At 67.9% G+C, this 19,791-nt stretch carries 18 protein-coding genes; 14 read left to right on the forward strand and 4 right to left on the reverse strand.

The window, feature by feature from the left end; genetic code table 11:
- Positions 1 to 11: 11 nt before the first annotated feature.
- Positions 12 to 1,184, reverse strand: a complete 1,173-nt coding sequence (locus ACGTNF_RS03395) for a tyrosine-type recombinase/integrase (protein WP_394600545.1) — start codon at positions 1,182 to 1,184, stop codon at positions 12 to 14.
- 371 nt (positions 1,185 to 1,555) lie between these two features.
- On the opposite strand from ACGTNF_RS03395, the gene ACGTNF_RS03400 reads away from it, so the two are divergent.
- Positions 1,556 to 2,614, forward strand: a complete 1,059-nt coding sequence (locus ACGTNF_RS03400) for a DNA-binding protein (RefSeq protein ID WP_394600421.1) — start codon at positions 1,556 to 1,558, stop codon at positions 2,612 to 2,614.
- 18 nt (positions 2,615 to 2,632) lie between these two features.
- Here the strand turns inward: ACGTNF_RS03400 and nfuA are convergent, their stop codons facing one another.
- Positions 2,633 to 3,223 carry a Fe-S biogenesis protein NfuA gene (nfuA, locus tag ACGTNF_RS03405; RefSeq protein WP_394600422.1) on the reverse strand — a complete coding sequence of 197 codons (591 nt, stop codon included), beginning with the start codon at positions 3,221 to 3,223 and terminating at the stop codon, positions 2,633 to 2,635.
- A 297-nt stretch (positions 3,224 to 3,520) separates the two neighbouring features.
- Here nfuA and metH point away from each other — a divergent pair, with 297 nt between their 5' ends.
- The 4 genes from metH (at position 3,521) to ACGTNF_RS03425 (ending at position 10,985) form a co-directional block, all read left to right on the forward strand.
- The gene (metH, locus tag ACGTNF_RS03410) at positions 3,521 to 7,222 is read left to right on the forward strand and encodes a methionine synthase (RefSeq protein ID WP_394600423.1); all 3,702 of its coding nucleotides are present in this window, start codon (positions 3,521 to 3,523) and stop codon (positions 7,220 to 7,222) included.
- Between the two features lie 130 nt (positions 7,223 to 7,352).
- Positions 7,353 to 8,681, forward strand: a complete 1,329-nt coding sequence (locus tag ACGTNF_RS03415; RefSeq protein WP_394600424.1) for an MATE family efflux transporter — start codon at positions 7,353 to 7,355, stop codon at positions 8,679 to 8,681.
- 140 nt (positions 8,682 to 8,821) lie between these two features.
- Entirely contained in the window at positions 8,822 to 10,474 is a 1,653-nt protein-coding gene (locus ACGTNF_RS03420) for a nitrite/sulfite reductase (RefSeq protein ID WP_394600425.1), read from the forward strand.
- Positions 10,467 to 10,985, forward strand: coding sequence for a DUF934 domain-containing protein (locus ACGTNF_RS03425; RefSeq protein WP_394600426.1), 519 nt, complete (start codon positions 10,467 to 10,469; stop codon positions 10,983 to 10,985). Before ACGTNF_RS03420 ends, ACGTNF_RS03425 begins: the two co-directional genes overlap by 8 nt.
- A 106-nt stretch (positions 10,986 to 11,091) precedes the next feature.
- On the opposite strand, the gene smrA is transcribed toward ACGTNF_RS03425, so the two are convergent.
- Positions 11,092 to 11,682 carry a DNA endonuclease SmrA gene (smrA, locus tag ACGTNF_RS03430; RefSeq protein ID WP_394600427.1) on the reverse strand — a complete coding sequence of 197 codons (591 nt, stop codon included), beginning with the start codon at positions 11,680 to 11,682 and terminating at the stop codon, positions 11,092 to 11,094.
- 157 nt (positions 11,683 to 11,839) lie between these two features.
- On the opposite strand from smrA, the gene ACGTNF_RS03435 reads away from it, so the two are divergent.
- From ACGTNF_RS03435 to pdxH, 9 genes are all read left to right on the forward strand, one after another.
- Complete coding sequence (locus tag ACGTNF_RS03435; protein ID WP_394600428.1) at positions 11,840 to 12,100, forward strand: helix-turn-helix domain-containing protein; 261 nt, start codon at positions 11,840 to 11,842, stop codon at positions 12,098 to 12,100.
- Positions 12,101 to 12,103: 3 nt separating this feature from the next.
- Entirely contained in the window at positions 12,104 to 13,408 is a 1,305-nt protein-coding gene (locus tag ACGTNF_RS03440) for a type II toxin-antitoxin system HipA family toxin (RefSeq protein WP_394600429.1), read from the forward strand.
- A gap of 124 nt (positions 13,409 to 13,532) precedes the next feature.
- Positions 13,533 to 13,961 (forward strand): gamma-glutamylcyclotransferase family protein, encoded by a 429-nt coding sequence (locus tag ACGTNF_RS03445; RefSeq protein WP_394600430.1) that lies wholly within the window; start codon positions 13,533 to 13,535, stop codon positions 13,959 to 13,961.
- A gap of 122 nt (positions 13,962 to 14,083) precedes the next feature.
- Positions 14,084 to 14,320 (forward strand): MgtC/SapB family protein, encoded by a 237-nt coding sequence (locus ACGTNF_RS03450; RefSeq protein ID WP_394600431.1) that lies wholly within the window; start codon positions 14,084 to 14,086, stop codon positions 14,318 to 14,320.
- Positions 14,317 to 14,550 carry an MgtC/SapB family protein gene (locus tag ACGTNF_RS03455; protein WP_394600432.1) on the forward strand — a complete coding sequence of 78 codons (234 nt, stop codon included), beginning with the start codon at positions 14,317 to 14,319 and terminating at the stop codon, positions 14,548 to 14,550. Before ACGTNF_RS03450 ends, ACGTNF_RS03455 begins: the two co-directional genes overlap by 4 nt.
- 98 nt (positions 14,551 to 14,648) lie before the next feature.
- Positions 14,649 to 14,990, forward strand: coding sequence for an arsenate reductase (glutaredoxin) (gene arsC / locus ACGTNF_RS03460; protein WP_394600433.1), 342 nt, complete (start codon positions 14,649 to 14,651; stop codon positions 14,988 to 14,990).
- Between the two features lie 31 nt (positions 14,991 to 15,021).
- Positions 15,022 to 15,639 carry an NAD(P)H:quinone oxidoreductase gene (gene wrbA, locus ACGTNF_RS03465; RefSeq protein WP_016854940.1) on the forward strand — a complete coding sequence of 206 codons (618 nt, stop codon included), beginning with the start codon at positions 15,022 to 15,024 and terminating at the stop codon, positions 15,637 to 15,639.
- Positions 15,636 to 16,031 carry a DUF2069 domain-containing protein gene (locus tag ACGTNF_RS03470; RefSeq protein ID WP_016854941.1) on the forward strand — a complete coding sequence of 132 codons (396 nt, stop codon included), beginning with the start codon at positions 15,636 to 15,638 and terminating at the stop codon, positions 16,029 to 16,031. Before wrbA ends, ACGTNF_RS03470 begins: the two co-directional genes overlap by 4 nt.
- A gap of 219 nt (positions 16,032 to 16,250) precedes the next feature.
- Positions 16,251 to 16,892 (forward strand): pyridoxamine 5'-phosphate oxidase, encoded by a 642-nt coding sequence (gene pdxH / locus ACGTNF_RS03475; RefSeq protein WP_394600434.1) that lies wholly within the window; start codon positions 16,251 to 16,253, stop codon positions 16,890 to 16,892.
- A 93-nt stretch (positions 16,893 to 16,985) separates the two neighbouring features.
- Here the strand turns inward: pdxH and ACGTNF_RS03480 are convergent, their stop codons facing one another.
- Complete coding sequence (locus tag ACGTNF_RS03480; RefSeq protein WP_394600435.1) at positions 16,986 to 19,736, reverse strand: bifunctional acetate--CoA ligase family protein/GNAT family N-acetyltransferase; 2,751 nt, start codon at positions 19,734 to 19,736, stop codon at positions 16,986 to 16,988.
- Positions 19,737 to 19,791: the final 55 nt, after the last annotated feature.

The following is a 19,791-nucleotide window of genomic DNA, read 5'->3' on the forward strand; positions in this document are numbered from 1 at the left end:
GATTGTCGCCATTATAACGGCTGGGCCCCGTCGTCGTCCGCCCCCGACGACAGTCCGTGACGCGACTGCTGGCGATGCCACTCGGCGTCCTCGGCGTGCAGGTAGCGGGCGGTGGTGTCGAGCCGCGAATGCCGGGCCGTCTCGGCGAGATAGCGCAGCTCGACGCCGGCCTGGGCCTGATGCGTGAGCGCGGTATGGCGCAGCCAGTGCGGCGTGGCGCGCCGCAGCAGTGCGATCTCGCGGGCGCTTGCCCGGCCCTGGCGCGCCTCCAGGTCATCCGCCGCCCGAGCGAAGGCCTCGCGCATCAGTCGATAGAGCCGGTTCTCGCCCAGCCCGCGTTGACCATCGAGCCCTCTCAGCATCGGCGTGACCTCGTCCGGGGCGGGCTCGGGCGCGAGGCCGAGCGCCGTTCGCCACTGCCCGAGCAGGCGTATCATGTCCGGCGGCACCGGGATGCTGGCCGCCTTGCCGCCCTTCCCCACCGTGTGCCACCACCAGCGCCCCTCGCGGCGAAACACGTCCTGCATCCTCGCCGCCGCCATCTCGCCGATCCGTGGGGCCAGCAGGTAGGCGAAACCGAACGCGAAGCGGCGGCGCTCGTGCTCGAAGCGCGCCCGCGGCGTCGCATCGTCGTCCGGTGCCTCGCTCAGCCACTGCCATAGCCAGTCCCACAGCGGCTTCTCCAGGTGGCGCTCCACCCTGCCCTGGCGATTATCCAGCCGGCGGCGCTTGTCGCGCATCAGCCTGAACGGGTTGTGCCCGACCCAGCCCGCCTCCACCAACCAGGCGAACAGCCCCTGCAGGATCACCAGGCACTGCCGGCGGCTGGCCGGCGACAGCGGGCCGCGAAACGGCCGCCAGCGCGGATCGTGGCGCGGCCGGGTCGGCCCGACCCAGCGCTCGCGGGGCTGCGGATCGGCCAGGAAAGCCTCGAAGGCGTCCAGATGATCGCGGCGCATCTCGCCGAGCGCGAGCTCCTGCTCGGCCAACCACAGTAGCAGCCGCTCCGCTTCGCGCCGATAGGCCCGCTGGGTGTTGGGGCTGGCGCGATACTCGCCGAGCCACTGGGCCACCGCCTCGGCATCGCTGGTCGCAACGATATGGGCGTGTCCGGCGGCCGGAGCCACCGTCGATGCCGTCGACGGCTCGCCCCGACTCACGACATCGCCTAGCACCTCGCCCATCGTCTCGTTCAGCGCCGCCGCCCGAGACATCAGCGCGCCCGGCGTCTCGCTATCCCTTTCCACGGCCGTTTACACCTCCCTCGTGGCTATTGCGTCACAGCGGGCGGTCGAAACAGGCGCCTGCCCCCCCTTCCCGCCGGCTTTCATCCGCACTTCGCCCTTTGAATTCAATCATCTGCTCCACCCGGCCGCAGTATCGACGTTACGCCACGAATAATCAAGATAATGCGCGTAATCTTGCTTTTATGTCCTTTTTGATAATGTAAGTTACGTATTACGTTTAATGTAATTATCTTTATCCCGACGACCGGGACGGGTATAGTGCGACCTGAAGGTCCCGACGGGCGGACTCACGAGACAAGGAGAACGGCATGGCGCGCAGCGGCGTACGCTTCGAAGACGTGCAGCGGGCGATCGACGAGCTGATGGCCGCCGGGCAGGCGCCCAGCGTGCAGCGGATTCGCGAGACGCTCGGCACCGGCAGCTTCACCACCATCAGCGAGCATTTGCGCGAATGGCGAAAACGCCGCGAGGAGAACCGCGACGTGCCGCCGCCCCGCGGTATGCCGGCGCCGCTGCAGGAGCTCGCCGAATCGCTGTGGCAGCAGGCCCAGGACGCCGCCAACGAGGCGCTGGCCCACTACCGCCGCGAGGCCGACGACAAGGTCGCCGAGGCGCAGCAGGCGGTGGCCGCCGCCGAGCGCCGCGCCGAGGATGCCGAGCAGCGCGAGAGCGCCCTGTCGTCACACCTGACCCGCAGCGAGGAGCGCCTCAACGAGCAGACCGCCGAGCTAAGTCGACTCCAGGCCGAACACGACACCCTGCAGGCCGAGGCCACGCGTCAGCGCGAGGTCCGTGGCCGGCTGGAAGCGCGACTGGATGAGCTGCAGGGCGAGCTGGAGCGCCAGGCCCAGGCTCACCGTCAGACGCAGGAAGAGATGGAAACCGCGCACCAGGCGCGACTCAGCCAGGAGGAGCAGCGCCACGAGGCCGCCGAGGCACGGCTGATGGGGCTGCTCGACGAGGCCCGCCAGGAACGCCAGGCCGCCGAGAAGACCCATGCCGCGCGTTACGAGCGCCTGGAGAAGCGCAGCGAGGCCGCCAAGGCAGAGCAGCAGGCGCTGCAGGACGCCCTGAAGGAAGAAGAGAAGAAGCGGCGTACCGAGGAGCAGGCGCGACGAGATGCCGAGGCTGCCCGAGTCAGCCTCGACGAGGAACGCACCCGCCTCGGCGCCCGGCTGGAGGATGCTCAGGCGGCCCTGGACAGCCGCCAGGCCCGCGTGGAAGCGCTGGAGCAGCAGCTCGAGGCGCGGCTGTGGTCATCGCTGGAGAAGATGCAGGCGAGTCAGGACCGGCTCGAGGCCGCAGCCGAAAACGCCTCGGGCCCCGACGATGCGGGGCCCGAGGAGGACACACAGGCCGGCCACTGAGCCGGCCCGGCGGAACGCTTATTGATAGTAGGCGTTGGTGGTGTCGGTGTGGTCGGTCACGTCGCGAATGCCGGCGAGCTCGGGGATACGCTCGAGCAGGGTCTTCTCGACGCCTTCCTTGAGTGTCAGGTCGACCGCGGCGCAGCCCTGGCAGCCGCCGCCGAAGGCCAGCACCGCCACTTGCTCCTCGGTCAGCTCGACCAGCTTGATCTCGCCGCCGTGGGCCGCGAGGCCGGGGTTGATCTCGCTGTAGAGCACGTAGTTGACGCGATCCGCCAGCGGGCTGTCCTCGTTGACCTTGGGCATCTTGGCGTTGGGCGCCTTGATGGTCAGCTGGCCGCCCATGCGGTCGGCGTTGAAGTCGACCACCGCTTCCTCGAGGAAGGCGATGCTGTTCTTGTCGAGGTAGACGATGATCTTGTCGAGCTCCAGACGCTCGTCGGTCAGCTCTTCCTCACCGGGGCGGCAGTACGCCAGGCAGGTCTCGGCATAGGGCGTGCCCGGCTGGGTGATGAAGATGCGCACGGCGATCCCTTCGACGTTCTGCTTGGTCAGCAGCTCGGCAAGGTAATCCTGGGCGCTGTCGGTGATCTGAATGCTCTCGCTCATTGCTCTCTCGCTGGTCGAGCCCGGCACGGTCGGGCCGGGATGAGGGTCTGCCACTATGGTAAGCGACTGCCCGAACCCTGACAATCCCGACCGCCGCGCTGGGTTTTACGCCCGCCGGCTGCATGAAACCCGGTCACGCACGACATGAAAGACGCTCGCGTCGCGCCCCTGCCGCGGGACCCCGGCTTTTGCTAAGATGCGACGTTTGTCCGGCCTCGCGACGGACGCCATACGACACAATATCATCGCGCCGTTGTCGCGCCCCGACGCCCTTATCGCTGGAGATAGACTCGACCCATGGCCGCCGTTCCGACTCCTCTCACCGCTTCGCTGACCGACAGCCTTCGCCGCCGCATCCTGATGCTCGATGGAGGCATGGGGACCATGCTGCAGAATGCCGCGCTGTCGGAGGAAGAATTCCGCGGGGAGCGCTTCGCCGACTGGCCCACCGACCTCAAGGGCAACAACGATCTGCTGGCGCTGACCTGCCCGGACCTGGTGACGCGCATCCATCGCGACTATCTGGAAGCCGGCGCCGACATCGTCGAGACCAACACCTTCAACAGCACTCGCCTGTCCCAGGCCGACTACGGCATGGAAGACCTGGTGGCCGAGCTCAACCGCGAGTCGGCACGCCTGGCCCGCGCGGTCTGCGACGCCGTGGCCGAAGAAACAGGCGTACCGCGCTTTGTCGCCGGCGTGCTGGGTCCGACCTCGCGCACCGCCTCGCTGTCACCGGACGTCAACGACCCGGCCAAGCGCAACGTCACCTTCGATCAGCTGCGCGAGAACTATCGCGAGGCCGCCGAGGCGCTGATCGAGGGCGGCAGCGACCTGATCCTGATCGAGACCATCTTCGACACCCTCAACGCCAAGGCCGCCATCTACGCCCTGGAAGAGCTGTTCGAGGATCGCGGCGAACGCCTGCCGGTGATGATCTCCGGCACCATCACCGACGCCTCCGGCCGCACGCTCTCGGGCCAGACCACCGAGGCGTTCTGGAACTCGGTCCGCCATGCCAAGCCGATCTCGGTGGGCCTGAACTGCGCGCTGGGGGCCGAGGAGCTGCGCCCCTATTTGCAGGAGCTCTCCGACAAGGCCGACACCTTCGTCTCGGCGCACCCCAACGCCGGCCTGCCCAACGAGTTCGGCGAGTACGACCAGACGCCGGAGGAGATGGCCGCCATCGTCGGCGATTTCGCCGAGAGCGGCCTGGTCAACATCATCGGCGGCTGCTGCGGCTCCACGCCGGAGCACATCGCCGCCATCCATCGGGCGATTCGGGACCTGCCTCCGCGCGAGGTGCCCGAGCGCGCGCTGGCCTGCCGGCTGTCCGGCCTCGAGCCGTTCAACATCGCCCATGACTCGCTGTTCGTGAACGTCGGCGAGCGCACTAACGTTACCGGCTCGGCGCGCTTCAAGCGCCTGATCAAGGAAGAGGACTACACCACCGCCCTGGAGGTGGCCCTGGAGCAGGTCGAGAACGGCGCCCAGGTCATCGACGTCAACATGGACGAGGGCATGCTGGAGTCCGAGGAGGCCATGGTGCGCTTCCTCAACCTGATCGCCGGCGAGCCCGACATCGCCCGGGTGCCGATCATGGTCGACTCCTCCAAGTGGGAGATCGTCGAGGCCGGCCTCAAGTGCATCCAGGGCAAGGCGGTGGTCAACTCGATCTCGATGAAGGAAGGCGAAGCGGCCTTCCGAGAGCAGGCCACCAAGTGCATGCGCTACGGTGCCGCCGTGGTGGTCATGGCCTTCGACGAGCAAGGCCAGGCCGACACCTTCGCGCGCAAGACCGAGATCTGCCAGCGCGCCTATCGCCTGCTGGTCGACGAGATCGGCTTCCCTGCCGAAGACATCATCTTCGACCCCAACATCTTCGCCATCGCCACCGGCATCGAGGAGCACGACAACTACGCCGTAGACTTCATCGAGGCCACCCGCTGGATCCGCGAGCACCTGCCCCACGCCATGGTCTCCGGCGGGGTGTCGAACGTGTCGTTCTCGTTCCGCGGCAACAACCCGGTGCGCGAGGCGATCCACTCGGTGTTCCTCTACCATGCCATCCGCGCCGGGCTGACCATGGGCATCGTCAACGCCGGCCAGCTGGCGGTCTACGACGACCTGCCCGAGGCGCTGCGCGAGGCGGTCGAGGACGTGGTGCTCAACCGCCGCAGCGACAGCACCGAGCGACTGCTGGAGATCGCCGACGAGTACAAGGGCGACGGTTCCGGCGGCGCCAAGAAGGAAGACCTCGAGTGGCGCAACGAGGAGGTCGAGAAGCGCATCGAGCACGCCCTGGTCAAGGGCATCACCGCCTACATCGAGGAAGACACCGAGCTCGCCCGCCAGCGTGCCACGCGCCCCATCGAGGTGATCGAGGGGCCGCTGATGGACGGCATGAACGTGGTCGGCGACCTGTTCGGCGCCGGCAAGATGTTCCTGCCCCAGGTGGTCAAGTCGGCGCGGGTCATGAAGCAGGCGGTGGCCTACCTGCTGCCTTACATCGAGGCGGAAAAGAGCGAGGATACTCAAACCAAGGGCAAGATCGTCATGGCCACGGTCAAGGGCGACGTCCATGACATCGGCAAGAACATCGTCGGCGTGGTCCTGCAGTGCAACAACTACGAGGTGATCGACCTCGGCGTGATGGTGCCGGCGGAGAAGATCCTGCAGACGGCGAAGGAAGAGAACGCCGACATCATCGGCCTCTCCGGCCTGATCACGCCGTCGCTGGACGAGATGGTCCACGTCGCCAAGGAGATGCAGCGCCAGGGCTTCGACACCCCGCTGCTGATCGGCGGCGCCACCACCTCCAAGGCCCACACCGCGGTCAAGATCGAGCCGGGCTACGAGCATCCGGTGATCTACGTCACCGACGCCTCCCGGGCCGTGGGCGTGGCCGGCAAGCTGCTCTCCCCGGCGCTCAAGCCCGAGTACGTGGCCGAGATCCGCGCCGAATACGAGGTCGTGCGCGAGCGCAACGCCAAGCGTCGGCCCAAGGCGGCGGATCTGTCCTACGCCGAGGCCCGTGCGCGCAAGCCGGTCCTCGACTGGGACGGCTACACGCCGCCGGCACCGGGCTTCACCGGCCTCAAGGTGTTCGAGGACTACGACCTGAGCGAGCTGGTCGAGCGCATCGACTGGACACCGTTCTTCATGAGCTGGGAGCTGGCCGGCAAGTACCCGAAGATCCTCGATGACGAGGTGGTCGGCGAGGCGGCGCGCAGCCTGTTCGCCGACGCCCAGGCGATGCTTGGCAAACTGATCGACGAGGGGCTGGTCCAGGCCCGCGGCGTGATCGGCCAGTGGCCGGCCAACGTCGTCGATGACGACGTCATCGAGGTCTACGCCGACGAGTCGCGCCGCGAGGTGATCGAGCGGCTGCACCACATCCGCCAGCAGACCACCAAGAACCGCGAGGGCGTCTGCTACAGCCTGGCCGACTTCATCGCACCGAAGGAGACCGGCAAGCCGGACTGGATCGGCGGCTTCGCCGTCACCACCGGCCACGGCGTCGAGGCGCTCGCCAACCGCTACAAGGCCGCCGGCGACGACTACAACGCTATCATGGTCCAGGCGCTGGCCGACCGCCTCGCCGAGGCCCTCGCCGAACGCATGCACGAGCGGGTGCGCAAGGAGTTCTGGGGCTACGCCGCCGACGAGACCCTCGACAACGAGGCGCTGATCGCCGAGAAGTACCAGGGCATCCGCCCGGCGCCGGGCTATCCGGCCTGTCCCGACCACACCGAAAAGGCCACCCTGTTCCGGCTGCTCGAGGCCGAGGCCAACGCCGGCCTTGAGCTCACCGACAGCTTCGCCATGTGGCCCGCCGCCGCGGTGTCCGGCTGGTATTTCGCCCACCCACAGTCGAAGTACTTTTCGACCGGCAAGATCACCCGCGATCAGGTCGAGGCGCTGGCCAGCCGCAAGGGCATGACGCTGGCCGAGATGGAACGCTGGCTGTCGCCGGTGCTCTCCTACGACCCGAGCTGATGGTCGTCTCGCTCGCCCCGGGCCCGCTCAGCGGGCCCGGTTTCGTCATTGCTGGAAGTCGGCATGCAGCCTGAATCCTCTCGTCGTCAGACCATCCACCGCCTCGTCCAGCCGATCCATGGAGGCCGGCATGCTGCCTGAGACCTCCCGACGCCAGACCATCCTGCGCCTCGCCCTGCCGATCATCGGCGGCATGCTCACCCAGAGCCTGCTCAACCTCGTCGATGCCGCCCTGGTGGGATCGCTCGGCGAGGTGCCGCTGGCCGCGGTGGGCATCGGCGGCTATGCCATCTTCCTGATCACCGCCGTGGTCTTCGGGCTGTCGTCCGCGGTGCAGGCCCAAGCGGCGAGACGGCACGGCGAGCAGGACTGGGGGCGCTGTGCCGTGGCGCTCAATGCGGGACTCGTCATCGCCCTGGCCGTGGCCGGCCCGCTGACCCTGGTGTGCCTGTGGCAGGCGCCGGCGCTGCTGGCGCTGATCAACCAGGACCCGGCGGTGAACGCCGAGGCGGCCGGCTACTTCCAGTGGCGCGTCGCCTCGCTGGTGCCGGTGGCGATGATCTTCTGCTTCCGCGGCTACTGGAACGGCATCCAGCAGACCGGCCTCTATCTGCGCATCATCCTGGCCATGCACCTGATCAACGTGGTGGCGAGCGTGGGGCTGATCTTCGGCCTGGCCGGCCTGCCCGCCATGGGCAGCGCCGGCGCCGGCGCCGGCACCACCCTCTCACTGTTCGCCGGACTCGGCCTGTGGGCCTGGTATAGCCTGCGTCACGCCCGGGCGAACGGCTTCCTGACGCAGCACCCCTGCGCCGGCACCTTCGCCACCACGCTGCGCCTGACCGTGCCGCACTCCTTCCAGCAGATCTGGTTCGCCGCCGGCTACGCGGTACTGTTCTGGATACTCGGGCGGATCGACACCGCCAGCGTGGCGGTCGGCCACGTGCTGGTGAACCTGTCGCTGCTGCTGATCCTGCCCGGCGTGGGGCTGGGCATGGCGGCGATGAGCCTGGTCGGCGAGTCGCTGGGGCGTCACGATCATCGCGACGCCCATCGCTGGGGCTGGGACGTGGTGCGCCTGGCCTTTCCCTGCCTGGCGCTGATCGCCCTGCCGATGGTGCTGCTGCCCGATCTCGTGCTGGGGCTGTTCCTGCACGACGCGGCGCTGATCGCGCTCGGACGCTTGCCGCTGCAGCTCACGGCGGCCATGATCGTGCTCGACGCCGCGGCCCTGGTCTTCGCCCAGGCGCTGCTCGGCGCCGGTGCCCAGCGTACGGTGATGACCCTCACCCTGACGCTACAATGGATGGTATTCCTGCCGCTGGCCTGGTGGGTCGGCGTGCATCAGGAGGCCGGGCTGCTCGGTATCTGGTGGGTCCAGCTCGGCTATCGCTGCCTCAACTCCCTCGGTTTCATGCTGATCTGGCAGCGCCGAGGCTGGCAGCGGTTGGCGGTATGAGCGTAAAGGGTCGACGAACAGGCCCTGTGCTCATTCCGTTTCGAATATAAACTATGAAGATTTATTCTTTTATAGAATAATTGCGACCCGTTAAGGTAGTCGCCAAGCTTCGCCACTTCCCCGTTTCAGGTAAGCGCTGAATGTATCGCTACGACACCCATGATCAGACCCTGGTCGACGAACGCGTCGCCCAGTTCCGCGACCAGATGCGTCGCTACCTCGAGGGCAAGATCAGCGACGAGGAATTCCTGCCGCTGCGCGTGCAGAACGGCCTCTATGTGCAGCGCTACGCGCCGATGCTGCGCATCGCCATTCCCTACGGCATGCTCGCGTCCTACCAGTTGCGCAAGCTGGGCGAGATCGCCGCGCGCTACGACCGCGGCTACGGCCACTTCACCACGCGCACCAACCTGCAGCTGAACTGGCCCAAGATGGAAGACGTGCCGGACATCCTCGCCGACCTGGCCAGCGTGGAAATGCACGCCATCCAGACCAGCGGCAACGATATCCGCAACACCTCCACCGACCAGTTCTCCGGCATCGCCGCCGACGAGGACGTCGATCCGCGTCCGTGGTGCGAGCTGATCCGCCAGTGGTCCACCTTCCACCCCGAGTTCGCCTACCTGCCGCGCAAGTTCAAGATCGCGGTGACCGGCGCCGAGGAGGATCGCGCGGCGATCCAGGTCCACGACGTGGGCCTGCGCTTCTGGCGCAACGACGACGGTGAGGTGCGGGTCAAGGTGCTGGCCGGTGGTGGCCTGGGCCGCACGCCGATGATCGGCAACACGGTCTGCGAGGACCTGCCCTGGCAGCACCTGCTGACCTACCTCGAGGCGATCCTGCGGGTCTACAACCAGTTCGGCCGCCGCGACAACAAGTTCAAGGCGCGCATCAAGATCCTGGTCAAGGCCCTGGGCGTCGACGAGTTCCGTCGCCGCGTCGAGCAAGAGTGGGCGCACCTCAAGGACGGCCCCCAGACCCTCACCGACGAGGCCGTGGCGTCCGTGGCCGAGCACTTCGTCGATCCCGAGCGTCGCGAGATCAGCCAGGAGGCGATCGAGGCCTATGAGGCACTGCGCGCCGACAACCGTGCCTTCGCCCGCTTCGTGACCAACAACGTCACCGATCACAAGGTGCCGGGCTACAAGGCCGTGACCCTGTCGCTGAAGCGCCGCGAGCACTCGCCGGGCGACGTCACCTCCGATCAGATGGCCGCCATCGCCGACATCGCCGACGAGTTCAGCTACGGCGAGCTGCGCGTGACCCACGAGCAGAACCTGGTGCTCACCGACGTGGCCGTGGACCGGATCGAAGCCCTGTGGCAGCGCCTCGACGAGCTCGGCCTGGCCAACCCCACCGTGGGCACCCTGGCCGACCTGATCTGCTGCCCCGGCGGCGACTACTGCGGCCTGGCCAACGCCAAGTCGATCCCGGTCGCCCATGCTATCCAGGAGCGTTTCGAGGACCTCGACTTCCTCTACGACCTGGGCCCGCTGGAGCTCAACATCTCCGGCTGCATGAACGCCTGCGGCCACCACCACGTCGGCAACATCGGCATCCTCGGCGTCGACAAGAAGGGCGAGGAGTACTATCAGATCTCGCTGGGCGGCAGCCAGGGCAACGAGTCCTCGCTCGGCAAGATCCTCGGCCCCTCCTTCTACCGCGAGGACGTGCCGGGCGTGATCGACACCCTGCTGCAGGTCTATGTCGGCGAGCGCCACCCCGACGAGACCTTCCTCGACACCTATCGCCGCATCGGCCTCAAACCCTTCAAGGAGCGTGTCTATGCCTGAGCAGACCTCTCGCCCCCTGATCGCCGACCGGCGCGTCGTGGCCGATGAGTGGGTCCTCTGCGAGGACGCCACCCAGCGCCCCGACGGCCAGCCGGCCCTGCTGCCGCTGGCCGACTGGCAGGCCTCCGACAAGGGCGACGACGTCGCCCCCTGGCTGGCCAGCGACACCGAGATGACCGACGAGCTGGCGCGTGAACTCGAGGCCGCCCCGCTGGTGGCCATCGACTTCCCGAAGTTCACCGACGGCCGCGGCTACAGCATCGCCCGCCTGCTGCGCGAGCGGCACGGCTACCAGGGCCAGATCCGCGCCATCGGCGACGTGCTGATCGACCAGCTGTTCTACATGTCGCGCTGCGGCTTCGACGCCTTCTCGCTGCGCGAGGATCAGATCGTCGAGGATGCCTTGAACGCCCTGAGCACCTTCAGCCGCAGCTACCAGCCCGGCACCGACGATCCGGAGCCGCTGTTCCGCCGTCGCCTGCGCGAGGCCCACAAGGGCGAAGTCGCCTGACGGATCGCCTCGCCAGAACGCACGAAGCCGGCCCATGGGCCGGCTTCGTCGTTTTTTATCGAGCGATGGCTGAGTACCCATCGCATGATGATCATCAAGGTTGCTATCAGCCGCGGCGCTTCTGCTGGCGCTCCCGATTGGCCGCCCTCGCCCGCTCGCTCTTGCGCAGCATCACCCAGGTGGCGCCCAGGCCGCCGTCGGCCTGCGTCGCCGAGGCGAAGGCCTGGACCTCGTCGAAGGCCGGCAGCCACTTGGCCAGGTAGGAACGCAGCACGTTGGCGGGGCTGTCGATCTCGCGGCCGCGACCGTGGACGATCATCACCGAGCGCAGGTCGTGCTCCACGGCCTCGCGCAGGAAGGCCGGCAGCGCCTGGCGGGCCTCCTCCACCGGGCGCCGCAGCAGGTGCAGGCTGGCCTGCATCGGGTAGCCGCCCTGGCGCAGGCGCTCCGCCACGGCGCGCTGGATGCCGTCGCGGCGAAAGTCCAGCGGATCGAAGGGCGGCACCAGATCGACGAAGTCGTCGGAGAGAATATCGCGGCCCGCGGCGTCACCGGCCGCGCTTTCACGCTTGGCGAGCTGTGCCTCGGTGGGCACGCGGCGAGTCTGGCCGGTATGCACCCGGCCCTGGCCGCGCGACAGGGGTTTCACATCGCCCATCAGGGCCTGGAAATCGGCATCGTCGTGAAGGTCCGTCATGGCACACCTCCTGGCCAGCGTGAGTAGAACGCTCATCCTAGCAAAGTGCTCAGTGCCATCGCATGTCGAGATGACGCCACAATATCCGCTATAGAGGATATTGTGCTAATATCCTCTATAGCGGATAAACGTATTTTTATCCTCTACAGGGGATATCATGAAGATCACCTCACCCGAGATGCTCGCGCACTCGCTGAAGAACGCGCGCAAGCGTCGCCAGCTGACACAGCAGGCCACCGCCGAGCAGATCGGCATCAAGCAGTCGACCATCTCCGGCTTCGAGCACCACCCGGAGCGCAGCCGGCTCGAGACGCTGTTCAAGCTGCTGTCGGCTCTCGAGCTGGAGCTTCACGTCACCGAACGCGACAGCACCGACGCATCGACAAGCCCCGAGGCGGGCTGGGACCAGGAGTGGTAGGCCATGGCGAATCTCACCGTCGCGATGAACGGCATCGAGATCGGCACCCTGAGCCTGGCGCGCTCCGGCGCCATGGCCTTCCAGTACCGCCGTGAATGGGTCGACCGCCCCGGCGCCCGGGCCGTCTCGCTCTCGCTGCCGCTCTCCACGGCGGCGTACCGCGGCGAGCGGGTCTACAACTTCTTCGACAACCTGCTGCCGGATTCGGAGGCGATCCGCGCCCGCATGCAGGCCCGTTTCCGGGTGCCGACGCGCCACCCCTTCGACCTGCTGGCGAGCATCGGCCGAGACTGCGTCGGCGCCATCCAGCTCACCCCCGAGGATGCCCCGTGTGGTGACGTCCACGGCGTCAGCGCCGAGCCGCTCGACGATCGCGCCATCGAGGCGCTGCTGTCCGGCTACCAGGACGCCCCGCTGGGCATGGCCGAGGGCCAGGATTTCCGCATCTCGCTGGCCGGCGCCCAGGAAAAGACGGCGCTGCTCTGGCATCAGGGCCGCTGGCAGCGTCCCACCGGCAGCACGCCCACCAGTCACATCTTCAAGCTGCCGATCGGCTTTCTCGAACACAGCAACATCGACCTGCGCCAGAGCAACGCCAACGAGTGGTTGTGCCTGCGCCTGCTGGAGGCCTTCGGCCTGCCGGCGGCGCAGACAGAACTCGCCCGCTTCGGTGACCAGGAGGTGCTGGTGGTCGAGCGCTTCGACCGCCGCTGGTCGCGGGACGGGTCCTGGCTCATGCGCCTGCCCCAGGAAGACTTCTGCCAGGCGCTGGGGATTGCCCCGGCGCTCAAGTACGAGAGCGACGGCGGCCCGGGGATCGCCCAGGGCATGCGCCTGCTGCGCGGCTCACAGCAGGCCGGCGTGGACCGGGAGCGCTTCTTCAAGGCCCAGATCCTGTTCTGGCTGCTGGCCGCCATCGACGGGCATGCCAAGAACTTCAGCCTGTTCCTCGAGCCGGGCAGCGCCTATCGCATGACGCCGATGTACGACGTCATCTCGGCCTATCCGCTCATGCATCAGGGCAGCATGGCCGCCGAGCGCGCCAAGATGGCCATGGCCCTGAAGGGCAAGAATCGCCACTACCGCTGGTCGCGGATGGCGCCCCGGCACTTCATCGCCACCGCCGAGCAGGTAGAGTATTCCCCCGAACGCGTCACCGCCCTGATGGAGGAGATCGCCGGCTCCGCCGGGCGGATCGTGGGTGATCTCGACGCCGACCTGCCCGGCGACTTCCCGGCGGCGACCAGTGACCCCATCCTCGAGGGCGTCCTCCAGCAGGCATCGAGACTGGCGGACTTCCTGGCCTGAGCCGCGATGCCCCGTCGTGCTGTCGCCCCGGGAGCGGCTATGTCAGGCAGCATGGGCGCCGTTCTGTCGCAACGGGAGCAGCTATGGCAGCATGGGCGCCGTTCTGTCGCCCCGGAGTTCACCCATGCCCTCCCCGCGCCTGCTGATCGGCCTGCCGCTGCTCGCCGCCCCGCCGGCGGTCGCCGCCTGGCTGTGGCTGACGATGCTCAGCCCCTGGACCTACGAGCGCCCCGACCATCTGGCGCCCATCGCCGAGGGCCCGCACGCACTGTTCGTCTACGGCACCCTGACCCATGCCCCGATACGCTGGGTGGTCTATGGCCGCGCGGGCGAACCCGAGCCGGCGAGTCTCGAGGGCTACCGGCGTACCGGGCTCGACCTGGTGCCCTGCACGCCCTGTGAGGTGAAAGGGCTTCGACTGACCGTCAGCGCCGAGGAGCTGGCCCGCCTCGATCGCTACGAGCGCCTCGGCGTGCGCTATCGTCGCGTACGCATCGAGCTGGCCGATGGCCGCTCGGCCTGGGTCTATCGCCGCCTGGATAACTCAAGCTGACATTTCAAGAGTATCGTTTTTGGCAGAAGCAGTAGATAACGGTATAAACCTCCCTGGGTTTCTGCCGTGTCGTATCACAGGCACTATCGGGACTGACATCATCCCCGACCGAGGACGCCTCCATGGAGGCCGGGATCACCCTGCTCGACATGTTCGCTCGCCTGGGCGTGGCCGCCGGCCTGGCCTTGGTGCTGGGTCTCGAGCGCGAGCTGCGCGGCAAGCCTGCCGGGCTGCGCTCGCACATGCTGGTGGCGCTGGGCGCCGCGGCCTTCCTGATCGTCGCCTCGAGATCCTGTACGCCACCGCCGAGGGCGACCCCTCCGCCCGCATCGATCCGACCCGCATCGTCGAGGGCGTGATCGGCGGCATCGGCTTCCTCGGTGCCGGCAGCATCATCCGCAGCGGCACCAGCGTCCAGGGCATCACCACCGGCGCCTCGATCTGGCTGGCCGGCGCCATCGGCATCGCCGCGGGCGTCCATAACTTCCCGCTGGCCGCCATGGTCACGCTGATGGCGCTGGTGATCATGGTGGTGCTGGGCGGCATCGAACGCGCCCTGCCGCACCACCGCCGGCCCGACGGTGACTGAGGGGCCGCCAGTTGTGACGGCATTCGGCCCCAGCCTACAATGAGCCCCGTTTCTGACCCGCGATACGACTTCTCGGACAACACCAAGGACTCTCGCCCATGATCACCCTGCTGCATAATCCGCGCTGCTCGAAGTCGCGCCAGGCCCTGGCGCTGCTGGAAGAGCGCGGCACCGCCGTCCAGGTACGTCGCTACCTGGATGAGCCGCTCGACGGTGCCGAGCTTCGCGCCCTGATGGGGCGCCTGAGCGCCGATCCGCGCGACCTGGTGCGCACCAACGAGGCCGAATGGAAGGCCCTGGGCGCCGACCGCGACGACCCCGAGCAGGTGATCGACGCCATCGTCGCCCATCCCAAGATCATGCAGCGGCCCATCGCCGACGATGGCAGTCGGGCGATCATCGGCCGACCGCCGGAAGATATCCTCGCCCTGCTCGACTGACGCCCTTTCCTCTCCGGAATCAGGAAGCTCCATGTCCTCCCTGCCCTATGTGCTGATCCTCTACTATTCCCGCTCCGGCGCCACCCGCGCCATGGCCGAGCGCCTGGCCGCCGGCGTCGAGTCCTGCCGCGGCATCGAGGCGCGGCTGCGCACCGTGCCTCCGGTCTCGCCCACCTGCGAGGCGGTCGACCCCGAGATTCCCGCCGAGGGCGCCATCTACGCCGAGCTCGACGACCTGCGCCACTGCGCCGGCCTGGCGCTGGGCAGCCCCACGCGCTTCGGCAACATGGCCGCGCCACTGAAGCACTTCGTCGACACCACCAGCGAGCTATGGCTGGGCGGCGCCCTGGTGGACAAGCCGGCCACCGCCTTCACCTCGACCTCCAGCCTGCACGGCGGCCAGGAGACCACCCTGATCTCGATGCTGCTGCCGCTACTGCACCACGGCATGGTCTACGCCGGCCTGCCCTACAGCGAGACCGAGCTCACCGAGACCCAGAGCGGCGGCACGCCCTATGGCGCCAGCCATCTGGCCGGCAAGCGCAGCGACCGTCCCCTCGACGAGAACGAGCGCCAGCTGGCCTACGCCCAGGGCAAACGCCTGGCGCGGCTGGCCCTGGCGCTCGACGGCGCGGGGGATCGCTCATGAGGCGCTGGCTGGAAGACCTGGAGGCTCGCCAGGGGCTCGACCACCTGACCGCCCGGTCACGGCGCCTGGTGATCGGCAGCTACGTGATGCTTCTGGCGTTGATGCTGTATCGCGGCGTGGCGATCCAGAGCGACGGCAGCAACGTCGGCCCACTGGTGGCCTTCGTGCTGCCGCTGGTGCTGTTCCTGCCGTCGATCCTCGCCCAGCGAGCCCGCGGCCACGCCTGGCTGGCCTTCGTCAGCCTGCTCTACTTCGCCCAGGGCGTGATGGTGGCCTCGCTGCCCGGCGAGATGCTGCGCGGCGGGCTCGAGGCGCTGGTCTCGCTCTCGCTGTTCACCGGCTGCATGGGCTATGCCCGCTTTCGCAGCCGCCAGCTCAAGGCCCGGCAGTAAAGCGACTGCCCGGCGACCGAAGCCGCCTTACGGCGAGGCGGCTCACGCTCCCCTGCCACGGCGTCAGCCACGTGGCGGCGATGATCCATCTCGATGGAATCGCGCCCACATGGCGTATGATGGCCATGGTCGCCCCGTCACCCCGAACCGGGTCGACGGGGCGAGGTTGAGCTTGCCCCGACAAGCGGCGAACATGGGAGCACATTCGAGGAGAACACCATGACACGCAACATCGCCGATATCAGGCGCGACTACGAGGGTGGCCGCCTGGACGAGACCCAGCTCCCCGACCGGCCCATGCCGATGTTCGACGAGTGGCTGACCCTGGCGCTGGACGCCGAGGGAGAGGATGCCAACGCCATGACGCTGGCCACCGTGGACAGCCAGGGCTTTCCCCACGCCCGCGTGGTGCTGCTCAAGGGCGCCGACGACCAGGGGCTCAAGTTCTTCAGCAACTACCACAGCCACAAGGGCAGCGAGCTGGCCAACGTGCCCCAGGCCGCACTGGTCTTCTGGTGGCCGTCGCTGGCACGCCAGATTCGCGTGGAAGGCAGCGTCGAGCAGGTCAGCGAACAGGAATCCGATGCCTACTTCGCCAGCCGCCCCCGCGCCAGCCAGCTGGGCGCCTGGGTCGCCACCCAGAGCGTGGTGATTCCCGGCCGCCAGTGGCTCGAGGAACGCGAGAACCGGTTCGAGCAGGCCTACGAGGGCCAGGACATCCCGCGCCCGGTCCACTGGGGCGGCTATCGCCTGGTGCCCGAGATGATCGAGTTCTGGCAGGGTCAGCCCAGCCGCCTGCACGACCGCATCCGCTTCGAGCGCCGCGACGACCACTGGCATCGCTTCCGCCTGGCGCCCTGATCGCTGCCTGACCAGCACCAGCATGACCGTCCGACCCCGCCATCGTGCGGGGTCGGGCCTTTTACGCTCTCGACTTTATACCCAAAGCCTCTCTCAGCCCTCCACCGGGCTCTCCAGGCGCAGCCGCTGCCAGTCGCTCTCGGGCTCGTTGAGCCTGAGCACCGCGTCCATGACCTCCTCTTCCAGGTTGTAGCTGAGCCGGAAGCCGAGATGCTCCATCAGCGCGCGCATGGGCCGGTTGTCGACCATGATCTTGCCGACCATCTCCAGGGTACCGAGGCGCTTGCTGTAGCGGATCATCTTCTCCATCAGCAGGCTGCCGATCCCCAGTCCCTGGAGGTCGTCGCGCACGATGATCGAGAACTCGGTGCGGATGTTGTCGGCGTCATTCCACACCCGCACCACGCCGAGCATCTCCTTGCCGCCCTCGGGCAGCGGATGTTCGGCGATGAAGGCCATCTGCCGGTCGTAGTTGATGTGCGAGAGCAGCGACAGGTCGCGCTGGGTGAGGTCGGCCTTGTGATGGAAGTAGCGAAAGCGAATGCTCTCCTCGGACAGCCGCCGGTGAAAGCGGGTGATCAGCGGCGCGTCCTCGGCGCGAATCGGCCGCACCTCGACCTCCCAGCCGTTGTTCAGCGTCACCCATTCGCGCAACTCTTCCGGGTAGGGCATGATCGCGAAACGCGCCGACGTCCCCAGGTCCATGGCGAAGTCGACCGCCAGCATGCCGTCGCGATTGAGCACCAGCGGGTTGAGCTCCAGCCCGCGCAGCTCGGTGAGATCGCTGGCCATCTGCGAGAGCGTCACCAGCAGCTCGCCGATGCGACGCAGATCGCGCTCGGGATCGCTGGAGTGCTCGCGAATCAGCCGCGCGGCATGGGTACGCCCGACCAGGTCCGCGGCCAGGCTCATGTTCAACGGCGGCAACGCCACCTGCCGGTCGGCGAGAATGTTCACCTTGTAGCCGCCGATGCCGAACACGATCAGCGGGCCGAACACCGGATCGCGGGTGATGCCGGCACACAGCTGCATGGAGTGCTTGCCGCGCTGCATGGGCTGCAGGCAATACTCGCGCACCCTGAAGGCGGGAAACTTCTCGGCCACCTTGTCACTCAGCCGGGCCACGCCCTCGGCGACCCGCTCGGGGCCCTCCAGATCCTGCAGCAGGCCGGCGGACAGCTTGTGGGGATGCTGACGATAGCGGTACGGCCGGCAGTTGCCGTCATGCACCACCTTCAGCGCCAGCGGCCCCTCGAGCCCCAGTGCCGCCTCGGCGGCCTGCTCCGGCGTGTCGATATAGCGACTCTCGGCCACCGGGATACCGTAGGCCGACAGCACCTGCGCGGTCTCGGAGTGGGACAGGCACTCGCGTCCTTCATCCCGCACCCGCTCGATCAGCGTCCGGCTGGCGGCGCGGCTCTCCCGGGTGGTGGAGAACGGCAGGCTCGGCGGCGTCTCCTGCAGCAGCTTCTGCACCCGCTGATAGTTGACCATGTGCATGAAGGCCTTGACCGCCTTCTCCGGCGAGAGATAGGTGGGAACGCCGGCCTCGTGACAGGCCTGCCGGGCGTCCAGCGCCTCGCCGAGCCCCATCCAGCTGGTCAGCAGGTTGCGCCGGAAGCGCTGGCGGGCGGCAATCAGCGCCTGGGCGGTATCCAGCGACGGCGCCATGCGGGTCGGCGCATGCACCACCAGCACCGCATCCACCCCGGGATCGGCGGCGACCAGCTCGATGATCTCGGTGAACCGCTGCGGCGTGGCGTTGCCGCCGATATCCACCGGATTCTCGCCCGGCTTGCTGACGTCCATGTCATCACGACACAGCGCCTCACGGGTCTGCTCGTTGAAGGTGGCCAGCCGCCCACCGGCGCTGATCAACTTGTCGATGGCCAGCATCGCCGGCCCCAGTCCGTTGGACACCACCGCCAGCCGGTCGCGTTTGAGCGGACGCATGCGCGACAGCGTCTCCAGGGCATCGAACAGCTCGTCGGAGTCATCGACCCGCACCACCCCGGCCCGGGCGAAGGCCGCATCGAAGATCTGATCGCGGTTGGCGATCCCCGGCGTGGGCGGCAGATTGGCGATGTCCGACGCCGCGGTGCGTCCGCTCTTGATCGCCAGCACCAGGCGATGACGGGAGGCCTCGCGCACCGCGGTCATGAAGTGCTGGGCGTCCTGGATATGCTCCAGGTGCAGCATCAGCGCCTGGATCGGCGCGAACTGGTTAAGATAGTCGATCATGTCCGGCAGCAGCACATCGACGCTGTCGCCCACGGTCAGCAGATGAGAGAAGCCGATGCCGCGCCCGGCGGCCCAGTCGATCATGGCATTGCCCAGCATGCCCGACTGCCCGAGATAGGCCATTCGCCCCTTCTTCACCGGCTGGCTGGCATAGGAGGCGTTGAGCCGACGTCCCGGCACGATCAGCCCCATGCAACCGGGGCCGAGCACCCGGATGCCGGACTCACGCGCCGCGGCCAGCATGCGCCCGCGGATCGAGCCGTGACCGTCGAGGTCCTCGTTCAGGTTCGCCCCGCCGGACAGCACCAGGGCCGCCCGCACGCCGAAACGGCCGAGCTCGGCGATCACTCCCGGCACGCGCGCCACCGGCGTGCACACCACGGCCAGGTCCGGCACCCGGGGCAGCTGATGCACGCGGGACAGGCCATCCACCCCGTGCACGCTGTCGTAGCCCTTGGGGTTGATCGCCCACAGCGTGCCCGCGAAGCCGCCCTCGAGCAGGTTACGGATCACGATGCCGCCCATGGAATGTGGCTTTTCCGAGGCCCCGACCACGGCGATGCTGCGCGGCGAGAAGAAATGGTGCAGGAAGCGTGTGCTCATCCGGGGCTCCGTGGTGATTCGGCTCAGCCTACTGTGTACGACTTATGGCCACTGT

The sequence above is a fragment of the Halomonas sp. B23F22_10 genome (assembly GCF_043496975.1).
Taxonomy (GTDB): domain Bacteria; phylum Pseudomonadota; class Gammaproteobacteria; order Pseudomonadales; family Halomonadaceae; genus Halomonas; species Halomonas smyrnensis.

Excerpts from the sequence above, each read along its gene's own strand:
- ACGTNF_RS03425 (WP_394600426.1), top strand. The coding sequence starts at position 10,467 with ATGCCTGAGCAGACCTCTCGCCCCCTGATCGCCGACCGGCGCGTCGTG.
- ACGTNF_RS03395 (WP_394600545.1), bottom strand. The coding sequence starts at position 1,184 with ATGGGCGAGGTGCTAGGCGATGTCGTGAGTCGGGGCGAGCCGTCGACG.
- ACGTNF_RS03450 (WP_394600431.1), top strand. The coding sequence starts at position 14,084 with ATGGAGGCCGGGATCACCCTGCTCGACATGTTCGCTCGCCTGGGCGTG.
- ACGTNF_RS03400 (WP_394600421.1), top strand. The coding sequence starts at position 1,556 with ATGGCGCGCAGCGGCGTACGCTTCGAAGACGTGCAGCGGGCGATCGAC.
- ACGTNF_RS03435 (WP_394600428.1), top strand. The coding sequence starts at position 11,840 with ATGAAGATCACCTCACCCGAGATGCTCGCGCACTCGCTGAAGAACGCG.
- ACGTNF_RS03420 (WP_394600425.1), top strand. The coding sequence starts at position 8,822 with ATGTATCGCTACGACACCCATGATCAGACCCTGGTCGACGAACGCGTC.
- ACGTNF_RS03470 (WP_016854941.1), top strand. The coding sequence starts at position 15,636 with ATGAGGCGCTGGCTGGAAGACCTGGAGGCTCGCCAGGGGCTCGACCAC.
- pdxH (WP_394600434.1), top strand. The coding sequence starts at position 16,251 with ATGACACGCAACATCGCCGATATCAGGCGCGACTACGAGGGTGGCCGC.
- arsC (WP_394600433.1), top strand. The coding sequence starts at position 14,649 with ATGATCACCCTGCTGCATAATCCGCGCTGCTCGAAGTCGCGCCAGGCC.
- wrbA (WP_016854940.1), top strand. The coding sequence starts at position 15,022 with ATGTCCTCCCTGCCCTATGTGCTGATCCTCTACTATTCCCGCTCCGGC.
- smrA (WP_394600427.1), bottom strand. The coding sequence starts at position 11,682 with ATGACGGACCTTCACGACGATGCCGATTTCCAGGCCCTGATGGGCGAT.
- ACGTNF_RS03415 (WP_394600424.1), top strand. The coding sequence starts at position 7,353 with ATGCTGCCTGAGACCTCCCGACGCCAGACCATCCTGCGCCTCGCCCTG.
- metH (WP_394600423.1), top strand. The coding sequence starts at position 3,521 with ATGGCCGCCGTTCCGACTCCTCTCACCGCTTCGCTGACCGACAGCCTT.
- nfuA (WP_394600422.1), bottom strand. The coding sequence starts at position 3,223 with ATGAGCGAGAGCATTCAGATCACCGACAGCGCCCAGGATTACCTTGCC.
- ACGTNF_RS03440 (WP_394600429.1), top strand. The coding sequence starts at position 12,104 with ATGGCGAATCTCACCGTCGCGATGAACGGCATCGAGATCGGCACCCTG.
- ACGTNF_RS03445 (WP_394600430.1), top strand. The coding sequence starts at position 13,533 with ATGCCCTCCCCGCGCCTGCTGATCGGCCTGCCGCTGCTCGCCGCCCCG.
- ACGTNF_RS03480 (WP_394600435.1), bottom strand. The coding sequence starts at position 19,736 with ATGAGCACACGCTTCCTGCACCATTTCTTCTCGCCGCGCAGCATCGCC.